The 19,290-nt window shown below is 63.9% G+C and carries 14 protein-coding genes and 1 pseudogene; 9 read left to right on the forward strand and 6 right to left on the reverse strand.

Features of this window, described 5'->3' with window-relative positions:
- Nucleotides 1-19 precede the first annotated feature (19 nt).
- Entirely contained in the window at nucleotides 20-1,522 is a 1,503-nt protein-coding gene (gatB, locus tag CAPP_RS05075; RefSeq protein ID WP_076598610.1) for an Asp-tRNA(Asn)/Glu-tRNA(Gln) amidotransferase subunit GatB, read from the forward strand.
- A 74-nt stretch (nucleotides 1,523-1,596) separates the two neighbouring features.
- On the opposite strand, the gene CAPP_RS05080 is transcribed toward gatB, so the two are convergent.
- Nucleotides 1,597-2,997, reverse strand: coding sequence for a YkvI family membrane protein (locus CAPP_RS05080; protein ID WP_076598421.1), 1,401 nt, complete (start codon nucleotides 2,995-2,997; stop codon nucleotides 1,597-1,599).
- 79 nt (nucleotides 2,998-3,076) lie between these two features.
- Here CAPP_RS05080 and CAPP_RS05085 point away from each other — a divergent pair, with 79 nt between their 5' ends.
- Together CAPP_RS05085 and CAPP_RS05090 are read left to right on the forward strand one after the other, a co-directional pair.
- Complete coding sequence (locus CAPP_RS05085) at nucleotides 3,077-4,153, forward strand: aldo/keto reductase (protein ID WP_076598422.1); 1,077 nt, start codon at nucleotides 3,077-3,079, stop codon at nucleotides 4,151-4,153.
- Between the two features lie 84 nt (nucleotides 4,154-4,237).
- Nucleotides 4,238-5,146: a DoxX family protein gene (locus tag CAPP_RS05090; protein WP_084560469.1), complete on the forward strand. Its 909-nt coding sequence runs from the start codon at nucleotides 4,238-4,240 to the stop codon at nucleotides 5,144-5,146.
- Between the two features lie 294 nt (nucleotides 5,147-5,440).
- On the opposite strand, the pseudogene CAPP_RS05095 reads toward CAPP_RS05090, so the two are convergent.
- From CAPP_RS05095 to CAPP_RS05110, 4 genes and pseudogenes are all read right to left on the reverse strand, one after another.
- Nucleotides 5,441-6,277, reverse strand: a pseudogene (locus CAPP_RS05095) (glycosyltransferase 87 family protein); the annotation flags it as partial.
- Nucleotides 6,278-6,321: 44 nt separating this feature from the next.
- Complete coding sequence (gene ilvD, locus CAPP_RS05100; RefSeq protein ID WP_076598424.1) at nucleotides 6,322-8,175, reverse strand: dihydroxy-acid dehydratase; 1,854 nt, start codon at nucleotides 8,173-8,175, stop codon at nucleotides 6,322-6,324.
- Between the two features lie 6 nt (nucleotides 8,176-8,181).
- Nucleotides 8,182-8,715, reverse strand: coding sequence for a PH domain-containing protein (locus CAPP_RS05105; protein WP_076598425.1), 534 nt, complete (start codon nucleotides 8,713-8,715; stop codon nucleotides 8,182-8,184).
- Nucleotides 8,716-8,719: 4 nt separating this feature from the next.
- Nucleotides 8,720-10,345, reverse strand: coding sequence for a mechanosensitive ion channel family protein (locus CAPP_RS05110; protein ID WP_076598426.1), 1,626 nt, complete (start codon nucleotides 10,343-10,345; stop codon nucleotides 8,720-8,722).
- A 233-nt stretch (nucleotides 10,346-10,578) separates the two neighbouring features.
- On the opposite strand from CAPP_RS05110, the gene CAPP_RS05115 reads away from it, so the two are divergent.
- The 3 genes from CAPP_RS05115 to ilvC all read left to right on the forward strand — a co-directional run bounded on the left by CAPP_RS05115 (nucleotide 10,579) and on the right by ilvC (nucleotide 14,139).
- The gene (locus CAPP_RS05115) at nucleotides 10,579-12,438 is read left to right on the forward strand and encodes an acetolactate synthase large subunit (protein WP_076598427.1); all 1,860 of its coding nucleotides are present in this window, start codon (nucleotides 10,579-10,581) and stop codon (nucleotides 12,436-12,438) included.
- 2 nt (nucleotides 12,439-12,440) lie between these two features.
- Complete coding sequence (ilvN, locus tag CAPP_RS05120; protein ID WP_076598612.1) at nucleotides 12,441-12,968, forward strand: acetolactate synthase small subunit; 528 nt, start codon at nucleotides 12,441-12,443, stop codon at nucleotides 12,966-12,968.
- A 154-nt stretch (nucleotides 12,969-13,122) separates the two neighbouring features.
- Nucleotides 13,123-14,139 (forward strand): ketol-acid reductoisomerase, encoded by a 1,017-nt coding sequence (gene ilvC, locus CAPP_RS05125; protein WP_076598428.1) that lies wholly within the window; start codon nucleotides 13,123-13,125, stop codon nucleotides 14,137-14,139.
- 551 nt (nucleotides 14,140-14,690) lie between these two features.
- On the opposite strand, the gene CAPP_RS05130 is transcribed toward ilvC, so the two are convergent.
- On the reverse strand, nucleotides 14,691-15,293 hold the full coding sequence (locus CAPP_RS05130) for a hypothetical protein (protein WP_076598429.1): 603 nt from the start codon (nucleotides 15,291-15,293) through the stop codon (nucleotides 14,691-14,693).
- 235 nt (nucleotides 15,294-15,528) lie between these two features.
- Here CAPP_RS05130 and CAPP_RS05135 point away from each other — a divergent pair, with 235 nt between their 5' ends.
- Genes CAPP_RS05135 through CAPP_RS05145 form a run of 3 tightly spaced genes read left to right on the forward strand, consistent with a single transcriptional unit; the run spans nucleotide 15,529 to nucleotide 19,250 of the window.
- Nucleotides 15,529-16,527, forward strand: coding sequence for a cation diffusion facilitator family transporter (locus CAPP_RS05135; RefSeq protein WP_084560470.1), 999 nt, complete (start codon nucleotides 15,529-15,531; stop codon nucleotides 16,525-16,527).
- Between the two features lie 15 nt (nucleotides 16,528-16,542).
- Nucleotides 16,543-18,315 (forward strand): DUF262 domain-containing protein, encoded by a 1,773-nt coding sequence (locus CAPP_RS05140; protein ID WP_076598430.1) that lies wholly within the window; start codon nucleotides 16,543-16,545, stop codon nucleotides 18,313-18,315.
- Nucleotides 18,312-19,250, forward strand: a complete 939-nt coding sequence (locus CAPP_RS05145; protein ID WP_076598431.1) for a hypothetical protein — start codon at nucleotides 18,312-18,314, stop codon at nucleotides 19,248-19,250. The genes CAPP_RS05140 and CAPP_RS05145 overlap by 4 nt, the downstream gene beginning before the upstream one ends.
- Nucleotides 19,251-19,290: the final 40 nt, after the last annotated feature.

Raw genomic sequence — 19,290 nt, forward strand, 5'->3', positions numbered from 1 at the left:
GGCACTACACTTGGCAACCATGACTGCGTACGACCTGATGGATTACAGCGATGTCCTGGAAAAGTACGACCCGGTGATGGGTCTCGAGGTGCACGTGGAGCTGTCCACGGAGACCAAGATGTTCTCCACCTCTTCGGCCCACTTCGGGGCGGAGCCGAACACCAACATCGACCCGGTGTCGCTCGGCCTGCCGGGCGCGCTTCCGGTGGTCAACGCCAAGGGCGTGGAATGGGCCATCAAGATCGGTCTCGCGCTGAACTGCAAAATCGCCGAGGCGTCCCGCTTCGCACGCAAGAACTACTTCTACCCGGACCAGCCGAAGAACTATCAGATCTCGCAGTACGACGAGCCGATCGCGTACGACGGTTACCTCGATGTCGTCCTCGACGACGGCACCGAGTGGCGCGTCGAGATTGAGCGCGCCCACATGGAGGAAGACACCGGCAAGCTGACCCATCTGGGTTCTGCGTCCGGCCGCATCTCCGGCGCGACGGCGTCCCTGGTGGACTGCAACCGTGCCGGGATCCCGCTGATCGAGATCGTGACCAAGCCGATCGAGGGCGCCGGCGAGCGCGCCCCCGAGGTCGCCCGTGCTTACGTCGGTGCGCTGCGCGAGCTGGTCAAGGCGCTCGGTGTGTCCGACGCACGCATGGACCAGGGCTCGATGCGGTGCGACGCGAATGTCTCGCTGCGCCCCAAGGGCCAGGAAAAGTTCGGCACCCGCACTGAGACCAAGAACATCAACTCGCTGAAGTCCGTCGAGCAGGCCGTGCGCTACGAGATGCAGCGCCACGCAGGCGTCCTCGAGGCCGGCGGCGAGATCGTCCAGGAGACCCGCCACTACCAGGAGGCCGACGGCACCACTTCCAAGGGCCGCCCGAAAGAAGAGGCGAGCGAGTACCGCTACTTCAACGACCCCGACCTGCCGCCCGTCATCGCGAAGCCCGAGTGGGTCGAAGAGATCCGCGCGACCCTGCCGGAGCTGCCGTGGGTGCGCCGCGCCCGCATTCAGGAGGAGTGGCAGCTACCGGAAAAGGAATTCCGTGACCTGGTCAACGCCGGCGCTCTCGACCTCATCGTCGACACCGTCGAAGCCGGCACCACGCCGGACGAGGCCCGCGCATGGTGGGTCTCCTACATCGCCGGCAAGGGTAACGAGCTGGGCAAGGACCTCGACGCGCTCGGCGTCACCCCGGCCGATGTCGCCCGCGTGGTCGAGCTGGTCAAGGATGGCAAGCTGACCACCAAGCTCGGCCGCCAGGCGATCGACGGAGTCATCGAGGGCGAAGGCAACGTCGACGAGGTCGTCGAAAAGCGCGGCCTCGAGGTGGTGCGTGACGACGGCGCGATCGAGGCAGCCGTCGACGAAGCCTTGGCGGCGAACCCGGACATCGTGGAGAAGTACAAGGCCGGCAATACCAAGGTCACCGGCGCAATCGTCGGTGCGGTGATGAAGGCGACGCAGGGCAAGGCCGACCCGAAGGCGATCAACGAGATCATCGCGAAGAAGCTCGCGGACTAGCTACAGAAAAAGAACTGCCCCGGTTCGCTGAACGGAAATCGTTCGGCGTCCGGGGCAGTTTGTGCGTCGATAAGCTACGGCTTGTTGTTCACGGCGGGGAACTCGCCGGTCTCGTACATCTCCTCGTAGGACTTCCAGTCGATCGAGTCGCCCTTCGATTCGGGCGCGCCGCCGTAGGAGTCGGACTCCGGGTCGAGGGCGGGGACATTTTCCAAGCTGAAGTCGTTGGAATCGTCGGCGTCGAGGTCCGCGGCAACCTCCTCCTGGACCGAGTGCCAGAGGTTCTGGTCGCCGATATTCGAATCCTTGGTCAGGTCGTCGACCTCGTGGCGCTCCTCGGCGGACAGGTTGTCGGATTCGGGGTGCAGCTGCGATTCGGCGAGCTCGGCGAGACGCGCGCGGCGGCCGGTCTCCTCCTTGATGTTCTGGCGGTCGCGGAACCACGCGACAGCCATGATCACGCCGAGGATGAGGCCCAAGTAGCCCAGCAGCGGGTAGACCCAGCCGACAAGGTCGGCGAACCCGATGAACGACAGCGCGAAGCCGACCGCGACCACGATGAAGTAGTAGCGGCGGAATTTCTCCGGCTTGTCGTGGCTGAGGCGGCGGCCCAGAGCGTAGAAGAGGCCGACGGCGGTGTTGTAGATCATCAGGTAGATCACGATGGACACCGCCGTGCCGATCGCCGGGTGCATGGTGTCGAAGACCTTGAGCAGAGGCATGTCCGCGTCCAGGATGTGCTCCATGTTGAAGAACAGGATGAACACCAGGATCATCAGCAGGACTGCGAAGATGATGCCGCCGAGAAGGCCGCCCTTGCCGGTCTGCGCCGGGTTGATGTGGGAGCCGGCGAAGACGAGCATCATGGAGCAGTCCATGATCATCACCAGGGTCGCGTAGTTCATCGCGGTGATGAACCAGTTGCCGAATGTGCCCTGCGCGTGCGGGGTGGTCTGGGCGAGCTCGTTGAGTTCACCAAGGTTGTCCGGCATGTTCATCAGCGTGATGATGAACGCGCCGATGATGCAGACAATCAGCAGCGGCGTGATCATCGAGATGACGTTGCTGAGCTTGTCCACGTCCAGAAAGCCCGACAGGACCAGCAGCACGACCATGATCGCGGAGCCGATCCAGGTTTGGAACCCGAATTGCTGCTCCATATTGGCGCCTGCGCCTGCCACCATGACAAAGCCGATGCAGAACAGCGTGAACATGGTGGTGTAATCCATGTACTTGGCCAGCAGCGGCCTGGAAACGCTCTCGAATACCACGCTGTGGTTGTCGGCGAGGTAGTAGGAGCCGAGCTGGTAGACGAATGCGCTGAGCACCGCGATGGTGAGGCCGGCGACGGCGGCACCGATGATGCCCCAGTAGCCGAAGGAGAGGAAGTATTGCAGCACTTCTTGGCCGGAGGCGAAGCCGGCGCCGACTGTGAGGCCGACGAGCGCCATGGCCACTTTCAGGGTTTTCTTCACTGAAGAACCTTTGTTTGGAAGAATTAGGAAAAATTATGAACGGAGTGAGAGTAACAGAGATGTGGCACAATGGGCGCCCATGAACGCCTACACCGCAGCTGACAACCGTTACGACCGCAATGGGGACAACTGGTTTCGCCGGGTGGGCAATTCCGGTCTGAAGCTGCCGGCCGTTTCGCTTGGATTTTGGCACAATTTCGGCGACGACAAGCCGCTGGAGAACCAGCGCGCGATCATGCGCCGCGCGTTCGACCGGGGAGTGACGCACTTCGACCTAGCCAACAACTACGGCCCGCCGGCGGGCTCCGCGGAGATCAACGCTGGCCGCATTCTCGCCGAGGATTTCGCCGCGCACCGCGACGAGCTCATCATTTCCTCGAAGGCCGGCTGGCACATGCACGACGGTCCGTACGGCTTCGGCGGTTCCCGTAAATACCTAGTTTCGTCGCTCGACGCGTCGCTGAAGCGCCTCGGGCTCGACTACGTGGATATTTTCTACCACCACCGCCCAGACCCGGACACGCCGCTAGAGGAAACGATGTACGCGCTGCGCGACATCGTCGCATCGGGCAAGGCGCTCTATGTCGGCATTTCCTCCTACGGCCCGGAGCTCACCGCCGAGGCGGCCGAGATCACGGCGGGGGAGGGCTGCCCCCTGCTCATCCACCAGCCGAGCTATTCCATCGTCAACCGCTGGGTCGAAGAGCCGGGCGAGGACAATGTCTCCCTGCTCCAGTCCGCCGCGGAGAGCGGCCTCGGCGTCATCGCGTTCTCCCCGCTGGCCCAGGGTCTGCTCACCGACCGCTACCTGGACGGCATTCCGGCCGATTCCCGCGCCGCTGCCGGCAAGTCCTTGAGTGAAGGAATGCTCAGCGAGGACAATATCGCCATGGCGCGCAAGCTCAACGACATTGCCACCAAGCGCGGCCAGTCGCTCGCCCAGATGGCCATCGCCTGGGTCCTGCGCGACCAGGCCGAGCGCACCGTGACCAGCGCGCTCATCGGAGCCTCCAGTGTCGAGCAGCTCGACGCGAACCTCGACGCCGTGGACAACCTGGACTTCAGCGACGAAGAGCTTTCGCTTATTGACGACATCGCCCACGACGCCGGCATCAACATCTGGGCCGGGGCGACCGCGTCCCGCACTCGCGGCTGACTGCGAATACGGAGAACCGCAACGTAGCAGACACCCCTGCGTGGCAGCCCGATAGCGGTGTTTTCCTGCCTTAAGTTTGAAGGCATGACTGATAAAGGCAGCAAGAAGCCCGCAAGCTCGTCCGTGAACAGCTCCGCCGACAGGGCGCGGAAGCTCGAGGACGTCACTGATCTGGACCACCTCGACAACCTGGATGAGGTGCCCACCACTAACGTTTACACACGTACCGGCAAGGCCGCACCAACTGAGGTCTTGCCGTCTGCGCCGAAGGCTGACAAGACGGAACAGCGCAAGCCGGTGGACATCACCGTGGACCGCGTCGACGAGCCTGGTGCCAAGGCAGTGACCTCGTCCGCAGCAGACACCGCAGCGGAGCCGGTGGCAGCCAGTACAGTCAGTACCGCGGGCGCGTTGCACACGACGGAGGGAGCGGAGAACCTGGCGTCGGAAAGCGCAGCTCTTAAGGCAGATACCGCCGGCGAGCCGCAGCCGCCGATCGGCCGTGGGACGATCGACGTCGGTCTGCTCATTCTGCGTCTCGTGCTCGGCGGTGTGCTGATCCTCACGTCGATTGCAGTCCTGTTCCAGCTGGGCGGCAACGCTGGGCTGGCTGGTCTCGAAGACGAGCTCGCCTCGTATAACTACCCGCGCGCACTCGCCATCGCGTTGCCGACGATGGGCTTGGCATCCGGCGTGTTCCTCGTGCTGGGCCTTTTGACCCCGATCGCGTCGCTGGTCGCCGTCGCGGCGACTGGCTTCACTGCGATCGAGACCATCACTTCTTCCGAGGCCACCTCGGACATCTTCGCGTGGGAGCCGTCGGTTTGGCTTGCTGTCGCACTCGCAGGGATGGCGCTAGCGGTTCAATTCACCGGCCCGGGAATCTTCGGCATCGACTTCGGCCGCAGCTGGACGCGTCGCCCGATGGTCAGTTCGTGGCTCTGCGCCGCCATCGGCATCGCCGCCGCGGTTCTGCTCTGGGTCTTCGCCTAGGAAATCTGCGCTGAAACGACCGCCGATGGCGAAGATCAGGTACGCCACGAAGATGGCCAGGCCCAGTAGCCCGATGATGTTGCTGTTGAACCAGAGCGGCCACGCGAACGCCTGAGCGTCCTCCTCGGGCACAAGTTCGTAGCCCGGCACGATCCACGCGCCCGCGGCGACCGCGAGCAGGAAGCGTAAGCCTTGCTCGCGGACCGCGAAAATGAGCGGAAGGACCAGGACAATGCCCGCCCAGTGGTGGGAGACAGCGAACGGCCCGCCGAGGGAAATCCCCAACACGACCACGAGGAGCGCCTCGACACTGCGGCCGTGCTGCTCCAACCGGTATGCGATGAAAATCGTCGCTGCGGCGAAGACCAGCAAGAAGACGGGCGAGAGCTTCGCGACGACTGCCACATCCACCAGCCCCCTCGACAGCATTCCGCCGAGACCCTGGTTGGGCGGGTAGAAGACATCGCCGCCGCGGTCGGTGGCGAAGAATTCCTCTGTCCAGAAATAGATCGACTCGCGCGGGCGGAACGCGACGCCGATGAGTGCGGTGAGCAGGAAGAATCCGGCCGACCGTGCGACCGACCACCAGTCCTTGCGCGCGAGGAAGATCACGCCGTACGCGGCAGGTGTCAGCTTGATTCCGGCAGCGATGCCGATGCCTAAGCCGCGAACCGCCTTGGGCGTGTAGCCGAGCACGTCGGCCGTGACCAGGAAGACGAGGAAGATATTGATCTGCCCGTAGCACAGGTTCGAGGACACCGTGTCGAGACAGGTGGCGAAGCCGGTCAACGCCGCCGCCCACGCCCACCACGGGCGCAGGCCGAGGCGGTGGCAGGCCATCGCCATGATGCCGAAGAGCGCAGCGATGATGGAGGAATTCCAGATGATGTCCATCGCCACTTCAGGCACCCATGTCAAAGGCACGAAGAGCAACGCCGCGAACGGCGGGTAGATGAACGCGAAACCACTGCGGGAGGGGAAGCCCTCGTACAGCGGAGCGCCGCTGATGAAGGCGGCGCCGGCGTCGCGGAACACGCCGACGTCGAGAAGCGTCTCGTTGACGGCGAGGTGAAAGCTCTGGCCGAGGTTGACCGCGCCGAGCACGACGCCGAGCAGTAGAAGAAGCGGCATGTCCTCATCCTGGTTCGATCACATAAATGGGTCGAACCAGAACTTTAGTCGACGCGGCGCACAGCGCCCTTATCGGCCGAAGTAGCCATCTTGGAGTACGCGCGCAGTGCCTTCGTCACGTGGCGCGTGCGGTTCGGGGTGAACGGGGTGTCCCGCTGCTCCATTTCCGCGCGGCGGCGGTCGAGCACATCGTCGTCGACCTCAAGCTGCAACTTGCGGTCTCGGACCGAGATACGGATCGTGTCGCCGTTCTCGATCAGACCGATCAAGCCGCCTTGGGCCGCCTCGGGGGAGATGTGGCCAATGGACAATCCCGACGTGCCGCCGGAGAAGCGGCCGTCGGTGATCAAGGCGCACACCTTGCCCAAGCCGGCACCTTTGAGGAAGGACGTCGGATGCAGCATTTCCTGCATGCCCGGTCCGCCTGCGGGGCCCTCGTAGCGGATGACCACCACGTCGCCCGGCTGAACCTCGCGCGCCAGAATCATGGAGACAGCTTGCTCTTGCGAATCAACGACGCGGGCGGGGCCGGAGAACTCCCATAAGTCTTCCTCGACACCGGCGGTCTTCAGGATCGCGCCGTCCTCGGCCAAGTTGCCGCGCAGGACGACCAGACCGCCGTCGGAAGTAAACGGGTGGTCGAAGTCGTGGATGACGCCGCCCACCGGGTCCGTGTCCAGCTCGTCCCAGCGGTTGGACTGGGAGAACGCCTCGGACGACCGCACGCCGCCGGGGGCGGCGTGGAAGAGCTCGATCGCTTCGTCAGTAGCTTTCCCACCGCGGATATCCCAGTCGTCGAGCCAGTCCTGCAAGTTCGAGTAGGCCACGGAATGAACATCGGTGTTGAGCAGACCGGCGCGGTTCAGCTCGCCGAGGATGCGGGGAATGCCGCCGGCGCGGTGCACGTCCTCGATATGGGCGTCGCCGTTCGGGGCGACCTTGGAGATGCAGGCGATCTCGTGGGAAAGCTCGTCGATGTCCTTCAAGTCGAAGTTGACCTCGCCTTCTTGGGCGGCGGCGAGCGTGTGCAGGATCGTGTTGGACGATCCGCCCATGGCCATATCCAGCGCCATCGCGTTGCGGAAAGCCTCGCGGGTGGCGATGCTACGCGGCAGCACCGACTCATCGCCCTCGCCGTAGTAGCGGCGGGCGATCTCCATGACGGCTTCGCCGGCGCGCTCGAACAGGCGGCGTCGGGCGGTGTGGGTGGCCAGGGTGGTCCCGTTGCCGGGCAACGACAGGCCGAGCGCCTCGGTCAGGCAGTTCATCGAGTTCGCCGTGAACATGCCGGAGCAGGAGCCGCAGGTGGGGCAGGCGGATTCGACGATGCGGTCCAGGTCGGCGTCGGAAATCGCGTCGTTGGCGGAGCTGGACATCGCGTCGACGAGGTTCGTCTTCGTGCCCGTTTGCGCGACGCCGTCGATGACGACTGCCTTGCCGGCCTCCATCGGGCCGCCGGAGACGAACACTGCCGGGATATTCAGACGCATCGCCGCGTTCAGCATGCCCGGGGTGATCTTGTCGCAGTTGGAGATGCACACCATCGCGTCGACGGTGTGGGCGTTGACCATGTATTCGACCGAGTCGGAGATGATCTCGCGGCTGGGCAGGGAGTACAGCATGCCGCCGTGACCCATCGCGATGCCGTCGTCGACCGCGATCGTGTTGAATTCCTTCGGAATGCCGCCTGCTTCCCTAACGGCTTCAGCGACGATGTCGCCGACATTCTTCAGGTGGACGTGGCCGGGCACAAACTGGGTGTAGGAGTTGACGATAGCCACGATCGGACGGCCGAACTCGTTGTCCTTTGTGCCGGTTGCCTTCCACAGTGCACGCGCGCCGGCTGCTTGGCGGCCGACGGTGGTGACTCGGGAACGAAGCGGGATTGCGTTTGGCATGTGGTCTTACTCCTCGTCTTCTTTACTGTTCTTGTAGCTGCCCTCGTTATCGCCCTCACCGGGCATCGAGAGCTTTTCGCCGGCGGCGGTGCGCTCCTCGTACTCTTCGGGGGTGACCAGAATGGAATTGCCCTCCTGGTCAGTGACCTCCATCATTCCGTCCGCGGCCTCGGAGGCCTGCGTGATCACGTCGGCGATGCGGCCCGAGGACGCTTCCGCGAGATCCGGCAATGAATTGAACGTTACTCCGGGCAGCGTGTACTCCTGGCCGTCTACGGTCGCCACTTTCGCGCTGGAGCCCTCGAAGCCGATGCCGCGCAGCTGGTCCCACGGGAGATGCACGTTCTTCTTGAACAGGTAAGACACGGCGATGCCGCTATCATCCACCCGGGTCTTCGCGGTGAGCACCCACACGATGAAAATAATCGGGAAAATCAGTAGCCAGCCGAGCTTCAGCGGGGCCCAAGAGATTCCGATGAGCGCGATGCCTGCCATGAGCACCGCCGCGAAAATGTGGGTGCGGTCTGGGGTGAATGTCATGGTGTCATGCTATCGGGCTTGGGCTCGCGTTATCCCTCGGGGTGGACGCGGGCGCGCTGCCGCTCTCGCGCGTCGGTTCGCCAGTCGGCCTGGTGGGGCTGGTGGTTTCCGCGGTCTGCTCGCCGGAGCGCTGCTGCTCGTTGTTCTGGTTGCCCGGTGCCGGGGCAGGGGCAGGTGCAGTCGCGTTTTCGCTGCCGGTCTGCCCGGTGGCAGTCGAGTCGTCCTCCGGAGCACTCGTGCTCGTCGGCTCGTCCTTGGTCCCGGTGCCGCGGGTCGATGTGTCGGGCGCCTCCGATGTGGCCGTCGAGGAACGCGGCGGGGCGAGAATTCCGCCTCGGGCCTCGCTCGAGTCTCCGCCATCGAGCGTCATGCCGCGGAGGATGAGCAGACCGAGGAAGATCGCGATGAGCAGACCCGTGGATGCGCGGACGCGTCCGCCGAAGGTGCCCAGGGCGTGGTGCTTCTTCTTGGTGTCAGCCGCCGCTGGGTCTTCTTCAGCCGCGACTTCTTCGTGGTCGCTCAGCTCGGGATCGGGGTTGACACCGGCCCGCGAGGTCACCTCTGCGTCGCCAGCGCTTTCAGTGCCCGGCACCGGAGAGATCACAGCCGTGCTGCCAGTGTCGGCCGTAGCGTTAGCGGCGGGGAGCTCCGTGGTCGCGGCGGCGGCGCGGCTCGTAGATCCGGCTTCAGCCGCCTCGGAATAGTCCTCGCTCCAACCGGACTTGTACCGGCCGGTGGAAACGGCGGGGAAGGACTGCGTGGCGTCGTCGTCAAGCGGTTGCGTTTTCGTCTGCGAACCGTATTCGTCGAAGAATTCCTCGAGGATGTGGACGCGGAGAGCACGCTCGACAGGGAACTGGTCGCCCGGTGCGCAGCGCACCATGAAGCGGATGTCCAGGGTCCACGGCATGCCGACCGTGTTCGGCGGGTTGATCTCAATGCCCGGCTGGGAGAGGAGTTCGCCGCGGATCAGCGGGGCGATCTCCGGGTTGGCCAGCGCCTTGCGCGCGGCGCGCTCGGCGCGGGCGATGACTTCGTCCACGTCGCGGGAGCGTGCGAGCGGAACAGGCACGACGACCAGTGCGCGCGACCAGATATTGGAGTTGTTGATGCACACCTGCGCCGTCGAGTTCGGGATGGTCACCGTGTTCTGCTCGAGTGTGCGGATCTGCGTGGCGCGCATCGTGATCTGGATGACGTCGCCCGTGACCTCTGTGCCGCTGATCTGGAAAGTGACAAGGTCACCCACGCCGTACTGCTTCTCCGAAAGAATGAAAAAGCCCGCGACGAAATCCGCAATAATATTCTGCGCGCCGAAACCGACTGCGGCGGAGACGACGGTGGCGGGGATGGCGGCACCGGCGAGCGAGAATCCGATCTGCTGGAGGAAGAAGACCAGGATCAAAAAATACGCCAGCAGTTGGACGATGTAAATGACCACGCCGGCGATAGCGAGAGAGGATTTGCCCTCGTGGGCGTCCTTTATGTCGGCGAGTTGGCGTTCGGCATAGCGGTTGGCGAGGCGGCCCGCGCGCGGCACGAGCATCGCCAAAACGATGAGCAAGGCGAGGTTGATGCCGGTGTCGGCCAACCAGCGCCAAGCGTGTTCGAGAATAAGTGTGAATGGCATAGCGACTCTAGATTATCCTCATTTTCCCTATGAGTTCCTTGGAGCTGTGTATGATCTAGGCATGATCTTCATCGACCTAGTAGCAGTGATTCGCGCGGCGCTTGTCCCTCGCGCGACGTACTCGTCTACGTAGCCGTCGAACGATAAGCGCCCCCGCCTCAGGTTGTAGAGCGGGGGCGTTTGTCGTAGATCACCCAGAGTGCTGACAACTCACCAAAGGAGTTCGGAGAATAGTGGCAGCGTCACAGAAGAAAAAGGTGGAGCGGATAACAGGCGCGGAAGCCATCGTCCGCAGCCTCGAGGAGCTGGGCACCGAGTTCGTCTTCGGCATTCCAGGGGGTGCGGTCCTTCCGCTTTACGACGCCCTGTTTGCCGCCAAAAAGCTGCGCCACGTTCTGGTGCGCCACGAGCAGGGCGGCGGCCACGCCGCTGAGGGCTATGCTCTGGCGTCCGGCAAGGTCGGCGTGTGCGTCGCGACCTCGGGGCCCGGTGCGACCAACCTGGTCACCGCACTGGCCGATGCGTACCTCGACTCGGTGCCGATCGTGGCCATTACCGGCCAGGTGGGCACCCCGCTGCTGGGTACGGACGCATTCCAGGAGGCCGATATCCGCGGCATCACGATGCCGATCACCAAGCACAGCATCATGGTGACCGACGTCGGGGAGATCCCGCAGGCTCTCGCCGAGGCCTTCCACCTCGCGAGCACCGGCCGCCCGGGCCCGGTCCTCGTGGACTTCCCGAAGGACGTTCAGAACGCCGAGATCGATTTCGAGTGGCCGCCGGTCATCGATTTGCCGGGTTACAAGCCGACGACGAACCCGCACGGCCGCCAGATCACGTCCGCCGCGAAGATGATTGCCAAGGCGGAGCGCCCGGTGATCTACGCCGGCGGCGGCATCATCAAGGCCAATGCGTCGAAGGAGCTGCTCAAGTTCGCTGAGGCCACCGGTGTCCCGGTCGTGACCACCCTCATGGCGCTCGGCGCGTTTCCGACGCACCACCCGCTGAACATGGGCATGCCGGGCATGCACGGCACCGTCCCCGCCGTCGCCGCACTGCAGAAGGCCGATCTCCTCATCACCATCGGCGCGCGCTTCGATGACCGCGTCACCGGCGACCCCGAGCACTTCGCCCCCGATGCCAAGGTGATCCACGCCGATGTCGACCCCGCCGAGATCGGCAAGATCCGCCCGGTGGACGTCCCGATCGTCGGCGACGCCAAGGAAGTCTTGATCCAGCTCACCGAGCCCTTCAAGAAGGGCAAGAAGGTCTCCGCTCCGAAGATCGGGGAGTGGAAGGACTACTTGGGCGACATGAAGGAGCGCTTCCCGCGCGGCTACCAGAAGAACGAGGACGGCTCCCTGTCGCCGCAGTTCGTCATCGAGACGCTGTCCAAGGAAGTCGGCCCGGAGGCCATCTATGTCGCGGGCGTCGGCCAGCACCAGATGTGGTCCGCGCAGTTCCTCGACTTCGAGCACCCGCGCACCTGGCTCAACTCCGGCGGCCTGGGCACCATGGGTTATTCCATCCCGGCCGCGCTCGGCGCCAAAGCCGCCTGCCCGGACAAGGAAGTCTGGGCCATCGACGGCGACGGCTGCTTCCAGATGACCAACCAGGAGATCACCACCGCCGCTGTCGAGGGCTTCCCGTTCAAGATCGCCCTGATCAACAACGGCAACCTGGGCATGGTCCGACAGTGGCAGACGCTGTTCTACGACGGCCACTATTCCCACACCAAGCTGCACCAGGACGAGACGTACATCCCGGACTTTCTCGGTCTGGCCAGCGCACTCGGCGCCGAAGCCATCCGCGTCACCACCGAGGAAGAAGTGCTGCCCGCCATCAAGCGCGCCCGCGAGATCAACGACCGTCCGGTCCTCATCGACTTCGTTGTCGGCGAGGACTCCCAGGTGTGGCCGATGATTTCCGCCGGCAGCTCCAATTCCGAGATCCAGTATGCGCGCGATCTGCGCCCGCTTTTCGACGAAGACATGTCCGCCGGCGAAACTCCCGCCGACATCCACGAGACCGTGGCCGAATCCAAGACCGAATCTGGTGCCGACGCTCAGGCAGATGCGGAGGAGAAATAATGATGAACAACAACCCGATCTATGACGATGTCACACGCAGTGTCGTGTCGGTGCTGGTGCAGGATGTCGAAGGCATCATCACCCGCGTGACCGCCATGTTCACCCGCCGCGGCTTCAACCTTGTCTCGCTCACTTCCGCCAAAACGGAGACCGAGGGCATCAACCGCCTGACCGTCGTGGTGGACGCCTCCGAGCACGCCATCGAGCAGCTGACCAAGCAGCTGAACAAGCTTATCCAGGTGATCAAGGTCGTGCGCCTGGACGAGGACAACACCATCGGGCGTTCGTTGATGCTGGTGAAAGTCAGCGCCAACAACAGCAACCGCCCGCAGGTTGTCGACGCCGCCAATATCTTCCGTGCCCGCATTGTGGACGTCGCCCCGGATTCCGTGGTGATCGAAGCGACCGGCACCTCGAGCAAGCTCCGTGCCTTCCTCGAGGTCTTGGAACCGTTCGGTGTGCGCGAGCTGGTCCAGTCCGGTCGTGTCGCATTGAACCGCGGCCCGAAGACCATGGCTTCTTCCAAATAAGGCCATAAACAATAGGGCTCGATCCCACACAGATCGCCCCGTGTCCCGTATAGTGAAACATGTCGCCCAATATGCGGGACACGTTCTTGAGGAAATCAGAATGTGCAGAGCGCTTCGGCGCATAACAAAGAACAGAAAGGTGAGTGCTTCGCTCATGGCAATTGAAGTCTTCTACGACGACGACGCTGATCTCTCCATCATTCAGGGCCGTAAGGTCGCCGTCATCGGCTACGGATCCCAGGGCCATGCCCACGCCCAGAACCTGCGCGAGTCCGGCGTCGAGGTGGTCATCGGTCTGCGCGACGGTTCCAAGTCCGCAGAGAAAGCGCGCGAGGCCGGCTTCGAGGTCAAGACCAACGCAGAGGCCGCTAAGTGGGCCGACGTCATCATGCTGCTCGCCCCGGACACCTCCCAGGCAGAGATCTTCGCCAACGACATCGAGCCGAACCTGAACGAGGGCGACGCCCTGTTCTTCGGCCACGGCCTGAACATCCACTTCAAGCTCATCGACCCGGCCGACAACATCACCGTCGCCATGGTCGCCCCGAAGGGTCCGGGCCACCTGGTCCGCCGCACCTTCGCCGACGGCAAGGGCGTTCCCTGCCTGATCGCCGTCGAGCAGGATCCGACCGGGAACGGCCAGGCGCTCGCCCTGTCCTACGCCGCAGCAATCGGTGGCGCCCGCGCCGGCGTCATCCCGACCACCTTCGAGGCTGAGACCGTTACCGACCTCTTCGGCGAGCAGGCAGTTCTCTGCGGTGGCCTGGAAGAGCTGATCAAGAACGGTTTCGACGTCCTCACTGAAGCCGGCTACGAGCCGGAGATGGCCTACTTCGAGTGCCTCCACGAAATGAAGCTCATCGTCGACCTCATCTACGAGGGCGGCCTGGCCAACATGAACTACTCCATCTCCGACACGGCTGAGTTCGGCGGCTACCTGTCTGGTCCCCGCATCGTCGACGAGGGCGCTAAGGATCGCATGCGCGATGTTCTCAAGGACATTCAGTCCGGTGACTTCACCAAGCGCCTCATCGCCAACGTTGAGGGCGACAATAAGGAACTCGAGGGCCTGCGCGAGAAGATCTCCCAGCACCCGATCGAAAAGACCGGTGCTCAGCTCCGCGACATGATGACCTGGGTTCAGAATCCTCTGAACGACACCGCTCGCTAAACCACTGGTAGCCGCCCTGTGCGGCAGGGGCTCACCGCCCGGGATCCCGCATGGATCTCTCGGGCGGTTTTTCTATGCCTATATATAGGTGCGGACGTCGGCTTGAAACGCGCTATCCATAGCTGGCGAATGCTCTGGTGAACGACTTGCGCCCTGCGTGTGGTCGTCTTTGAAGTCGGAACGCTGCTACCTTCTCTAATAAATCCCTGCACATATGGGGCCGGTCAAATCGTTCACCGGCAGGTGTGCGCCAGGCGCTGTGTGATTGCGGGACGATGAGGGAGTGTCAGGAATACAGGCAGCGAACCCCAGTGAATCTGTTTACATCTCAATCATTCACGATTCGTCTCGAAAGCTGCCTGCCTGGTCTTATATCGTTTTGGGCTCAAGCGAGATTTAAACAGATTCACTGGCCGATGTGCGGCTGTCTTATCTGAAGGCGGGTGCGGGCACGAATGAACCCCGCGTCCCTGGTGCGGGAATCGCGGGGTTGGGGGGCACCGCGTTGAGGCGGCCCGCGGTGGATGCCGGACAGAACCGGCTGACCGTGCTTAGTTGGTGGCGTCGCCGGCTGCGTCGCCGACGGCATCGGTAGCGTCGCCGGCTGCATCGCCAGCAGCGTCACCGGCATCGCTAGCTGCATCGCCAGCGCCCTCGGCTGCGTCGCCAGCCGTGCCGGTCGCGTCACCGGCAGCATCGCCAGCGGTCTCGCCTGCGCCCTCAGCGGCACCAGCGGTAGTGGTCTCCTCGACGGTGGTGGTTCCGGTGACGGAAGTGGCGGGCTCGTCGGACTCGTCGTCGCCACCGCCGACCAGGGACCAGATCAGCAGGCCGAGCAGGATCAGGGCCAGCAGGCCGAGCAGCCACTTCCACCAGCCGCTGCCGCCCTCGGACTCCTCGACAGCGGTGGAACCGCCGGTCGTGGTGGCCGGGCGGGAGTCAGTGCGGACCTCGCGATTTGCGGTTGTCTCCGACGGCTTGATGCGTTCTTCGTTGACGCGGGTCTCGTTCAGGTTGTCGCCGGCGCGAGTCTGGTCGATCCTGTCGTGGACGCGGGTCTCATCGACGTTGTCGGTGATCTTCTCGCCGCGGCCGAGACGGTCGGCGGCTTCCTTCGGGAGGTTGTTCGGGTCGTTCGGGTTCTTGTTGGTCACGGTGCGACCACCTTTCTAATTAAGGTTTTCTAACTAACAGACCGCTTGAACAGTCAGCGCCCCACAGTAACAACATTTTCGGTCCGCTGACGTGTTCTGGATCACATTGTTCCTGGAGTCGGAAATGTGTGCAGGTGCATACATCACGGTCTACGCAGGTGAGGTACAGGATTCCGCGTTTTGAGTGTTTTCAGTAGCTTGTCATTAAGCGTCAAACTGTCATAGAGTGGTGACCATGACGGAACACCGGCACGACGGAGACGGTCGCCGACGCGGGACCGCTGGTAGCGGGGCACGCGGGAGCGGGCATGACCACCGCGCCCACGACCACGGCGTCAGCGATGCGCCGTTGTGGGCGCTGGGCACGGCACTCGGCATCACGGGGATCGTGTTCTTCGCCGAGCTCATCGGTGGCTGGTTATCGGGCTCGATGGCGCTCATGGCGGATGCGATGCACATGCTCTCCGACGCGACGGGCCTGATGATTGCGCTCATCGCGGTAGCGGTGGGGCGCAAGCCGGCGTCGCGCTACGCCACATTCGGCTACCGGCGCGTGGAGGTCCTGGCCGCGGCGGTGAATGCCGTGACGGTGGCGGTGATCTCGGTGTGGATCGTCGTTGAGGCGGTGCAGCGGATCGGAAGCCCGGAGGGGATCCAGACGCGGGCGATGATCATCGTCGCGGTCATCGGTCTTGTCGCGAATGCGGTGTCTGCGCTGCTGCTGAAGTCGCAGCGGAAACAGTCGGTGAATATCGAGGGCGCGTTCCTCCACGTGATCGTGGACTTGCTCGGCTCCATCGCGGTGATCGTCGCCGGAGTGGTTATCGCGGTGACAGGATTCACCGGGGCAGATGTCGTGGCCTCGCTCGTCATCGCCGGGCTGGTGTTGCCGAGGGCGTGGGGGTTGCTGAAGACGTCGATAAGCGTGCTGCTCGAACGCGTCCCCGAGGGGATCGATCCCGACGACGTGGGGGACGCGCTGGTCGCGCTCGAAGGTGTGGAGGCGATTCACGACCTGCATTTGTGGTCGTCGGGCGGCAGCGATGTGCTGTGCACGGTGCACCTTATTGCTAGGGCGGATCACGGGATTGCTAGGGCGGATCACGGGAAGCTGCTCGACCGTGCGCAGGCGCGGTTGCGGGAGCTCGGGATCGAACACGCGACGATACAGATTGAAGGCCCCGGGCACTACGAGCACGAGGTATATTGCGCCCCTCACGGCGACGGCGAGTGATCTAGAGTTGGGGCCATGGGGTTTACCACGCCGAGCTACTCCTTGACCGACCTGTTCGCGCGCGCTGAGCGGGGCGAACTGCAAACGCCGGATTTCCAGCAGACGTACCTGTGGGACGTTGACCGCACTCGCACCCTGTTGGCGTCGGTGTTGCGCGGATATCCGGTGGGCACGCTGCTGGCACTGGACACGCGCAACGAGCCCATGCGGTTCCGTCCTCGCCCCCTGCCGGGCGTGCCGGAGACCAGTGAAGCGCCGGGTTTGCTCCTGCTCGACGGGCAGCAGCGCCTGTCGTCGTTGTACCTGTCCATGCAGGGTGACGGCAGGATCGAGGTCCTGGACTTCCGCGGGCGCCGGATTTTCCGCCGCTTTTTCGTCGACGTGCGAGCGGCGGTGGCCGGCGACCCGATGCCGACGGAAGCTGTATTCGAGGTCGACGACGACGGGGGCGTGCGCTCGCACTTCGGCCCGCTTATCGACGGAGGAGTGACCGACCGCCAGACCATGGTCGACAACTTCATCGTGCCAGTTTCCGCGCTGCTGTGGGAAGAAGGCAACGATTTGCTCTTCGATATGGCCGCCAGCACCGACGACCCGGCTGTGCGGGAGGACGTCAAAGAATTCCACCGGCGCATCCTGCGCCCGCTCGCCGCGTACGACCTGCCAATGACTCGCCTGGACCGCGACACCTCCCAGATTGGTGTGGGGCAGATCTTCGCGCAGGCGAATTCCCAGGGCGTGTCCATGGACGTCTTCGAACTGCTCACTGCCGTTTTCGCGCTGGAGGACCCGGAATTCTCTCTCGCTGCACACTGGAATGAATGCGAGAATGTGCTGCGCGCGCATCCGGCACTCGACGAAATCGACCGCGTGCGCTTCCTGCGCGGAGTCTCGCTGTTGGTCACAAGCACGGCGGGTGCTGCCCGCGGGCACCGTGGCGATATTTTGAACCTCAGCCTGCACGACTACCTCTGGGCCTCGAGCGATCTGCTCGCGGCTTTCGAGCGTGCGGCGGAATTTCTCTCCGATAGGTGCATCTTTTCCGTCGACCAAGTTCCGTACTCCCACCAGCTCGTGCCGTTGGCCGTGATCTTGGCGCGCCTGTCCTGGGAGGAGGGCTGCCTGGAACAGCCGAGCACCTGGGACCGCATCAACAAGTGGTACTGGAACGGTGTGTTCGGCGAGCTCTATGGCGCGCACGCTTCGTCGATCCGGGCCGGCTCCGATGTCGATCAGGTGACCCCGTGGGCGAAGGGGGAGACCGATCAGGTGCCGAAGACGGTGGAGGACGCCTTTTTCAGCGAGTCCCGCCTGATCAGTGCCCGCGCCGATTCCGGGGTGTACCGCGGCATGTTCGCGCTACTGATGGCCCGCGGCGCCCGAGATTGGCGCACGGGCAAGACGTTCACCGCAGAGACGGTCGAGGAGCTGCGCCCCGGCTTCCACCAGGTGTTCCCGGACGGTTTCTGCCGGAGCCACGGCGTGGACAGCGACCTGGCCCAGTCGGTGCTCAACCGCACTCCGTTGGGCAGGCGGACCGAAGCGATCATGGAGGACGCGGACCCGAAGCGTTACTTGTCGCGCCTGCAGTCCAAGGCGATCATGGAGGACGAGGAATTCGATGCGGTCCTCGCCACCCACGAGCTGGAGCCGGATTATCTGTTCACCTCCAACTGGCAGGCCTATTTCATCGACCGCCGGGACCGCTTGGTGGGCATCATCGAGTACGCGATGGACAAGAGCGTCGTGCGCGACCTCGACGGGAATGAAAGCGCCGGCGACGAATGATCCGAGCGAGAAAACACCGCCGCGCACGCGCCGCGGCGGTCATCGTCGCGAGTGCATCTCTGCTTCTGACCAGCTGCGCCGGTGAGATCGAGGAGCAGGATCCGCAAGCAGACCGTGTGCTGCAAGAGGCCCGCACGGTGAACCAGTCGCGGCACGTCGCCGAGCGGTTTGAACCGCACCCGGTGGTGATGGACGACCCGGACGGATTCGCCACCAGTGAGCTCTTCTATCCGTCGTCCGAAGTCCTCATCCTGGCGGACGACACGCCCGCAGCACAGCTCCGCGCGGCATCGTTGGCTGTGGCCGTCCACGCACCCATGCTGATCTACCGCAGCGAGCGCCACGCGGACGTGATCCGGGAGATCGAGCGCATGTCCACCCACACGGTCTATGCGGTGGGAAATGTGCCGGTACTGGGCTACACCGACAAACTGACCGTGATCAAGGATCCGGGTGGTCATGTAGCGTTGGAAAAGGCGACTGCACTCCGTTTCACGGAGCAGGAGGTAGCTGCCGAGCAAGACGCCGCCGCAGCGGTGGCTGGCCTGGCTGACGGGGAGCCGACGTGGTTGCGGGCCGGCTACGGACCGCAGCAGCATGTCGCCGACGATGCGGAACCCGGCGTGGTGCCCGTTCGTTCCCGGCAGGATGCGGAGATGGCGCCGCAGGTGATCGCGCTACCGGAGAGCTCGCTCGCCGCGGTCGCCACGGCGCGGGCGTTCGGCGCGAATGTCTATCTGGCGGACAAGCCCGACCCGCGGGAGAGCCACCTGACGCTTGTTCTCACCGCCGGGCTGTCGGAGCTGCCTCTTGTGGCGTTGGGCAAGGCATTCGGCACAAGCGGCGAGCTCGCGCAGCGGATCCGGGAAGCAGAGGAAAATACTCAGCCGGGTGATTTAAATAATATTTCCTCGCTTCCGCAGTCGCCGGATTAAGGTTTAATGAATCAATATCCATTGACAGCTACAACGTCGT

Source organism: Corynebacterium appendicis CIP 107643 (assembly GCF_030408415.1).
GTDB lineage: Bacteria > Actinomycetota > Actinomycetes > Mycobacteriales > Mycobacteriaceae > Corynebacterium > Corynebacterium appendicis.

Coding starts and splice junctions, on each gene's coding strand:
- CAPP_RS05085 (WP_076598422.1), top strand. CDS start 3,077: ATGAACGCCTACACCGCAGCTGACAACCGTTACGACCGCAATGGGGAC.
- CAPP_RS05090 (WP_084560469.1), top strand. CDS start 4,238: ATGACTGATAAAGGCAGCAAGAAGCCCGCAAGCTCGTCCGTGAACAGC.
- CAPP_RS05110 (WP_076598426.1), bottom strand. CDS start 10,345: ATGCCATTCACACTTATTCTCGAACACGCTTGGCGCTGGTTGGCCGAC.
- ilvD (WP_076598424.1), bottom strand. CDS start 8,175: ATGCCAAACGCAATCCCGCTTCGTTCCCGAGTCACCACCGTCGGCCGC.
- gatB (WP_076598610.1), top strand. CDS start 20: ATGACTGCGTACGACCTGATGGATTACAGCGATGTCCTGGAAAAGTAC.
- ilvN (WP_076598612.1), top strand. CDS start 12,441: ATGAACAACAACCCGATCTATGACGATGTCACACGCAGTGTCGTGTCG.
- CAPP_RS05105 (WP_076598425.1), bottom strand. CDS start 8,715: ATGACATTCACCCCAGACCGCACCCACATTTTCGCGGCGGTGCTCATG.
- ilvC (WP_076598428.1), top strand. CDS start 13,123: ATGGCAATTGAAGTCTTCTACGACGACGACGCTGATCTCTCCATCATT.
- CAPP_RS05135 (WP_084560470.1), top strand. CDS start 15,529: ATGACGGAACACCGGCACGACGGAGACGGTCGCCGACGCGGGACCGCT.
- CAPP_RS05145 (WP_076598431.1), top strand. CDS start 18,312: ATGATCCGAGCGAGAAAACACCGCCGCGCACGCGCCGCGGCGGTCATC.
- CAPP_RS05140 (WP_076598430.1), top strand. CDS start 16,543: ATGGGGTTTACCACGCCGAGCTACTCCTTGACCGACCTGTTCGCGCGC.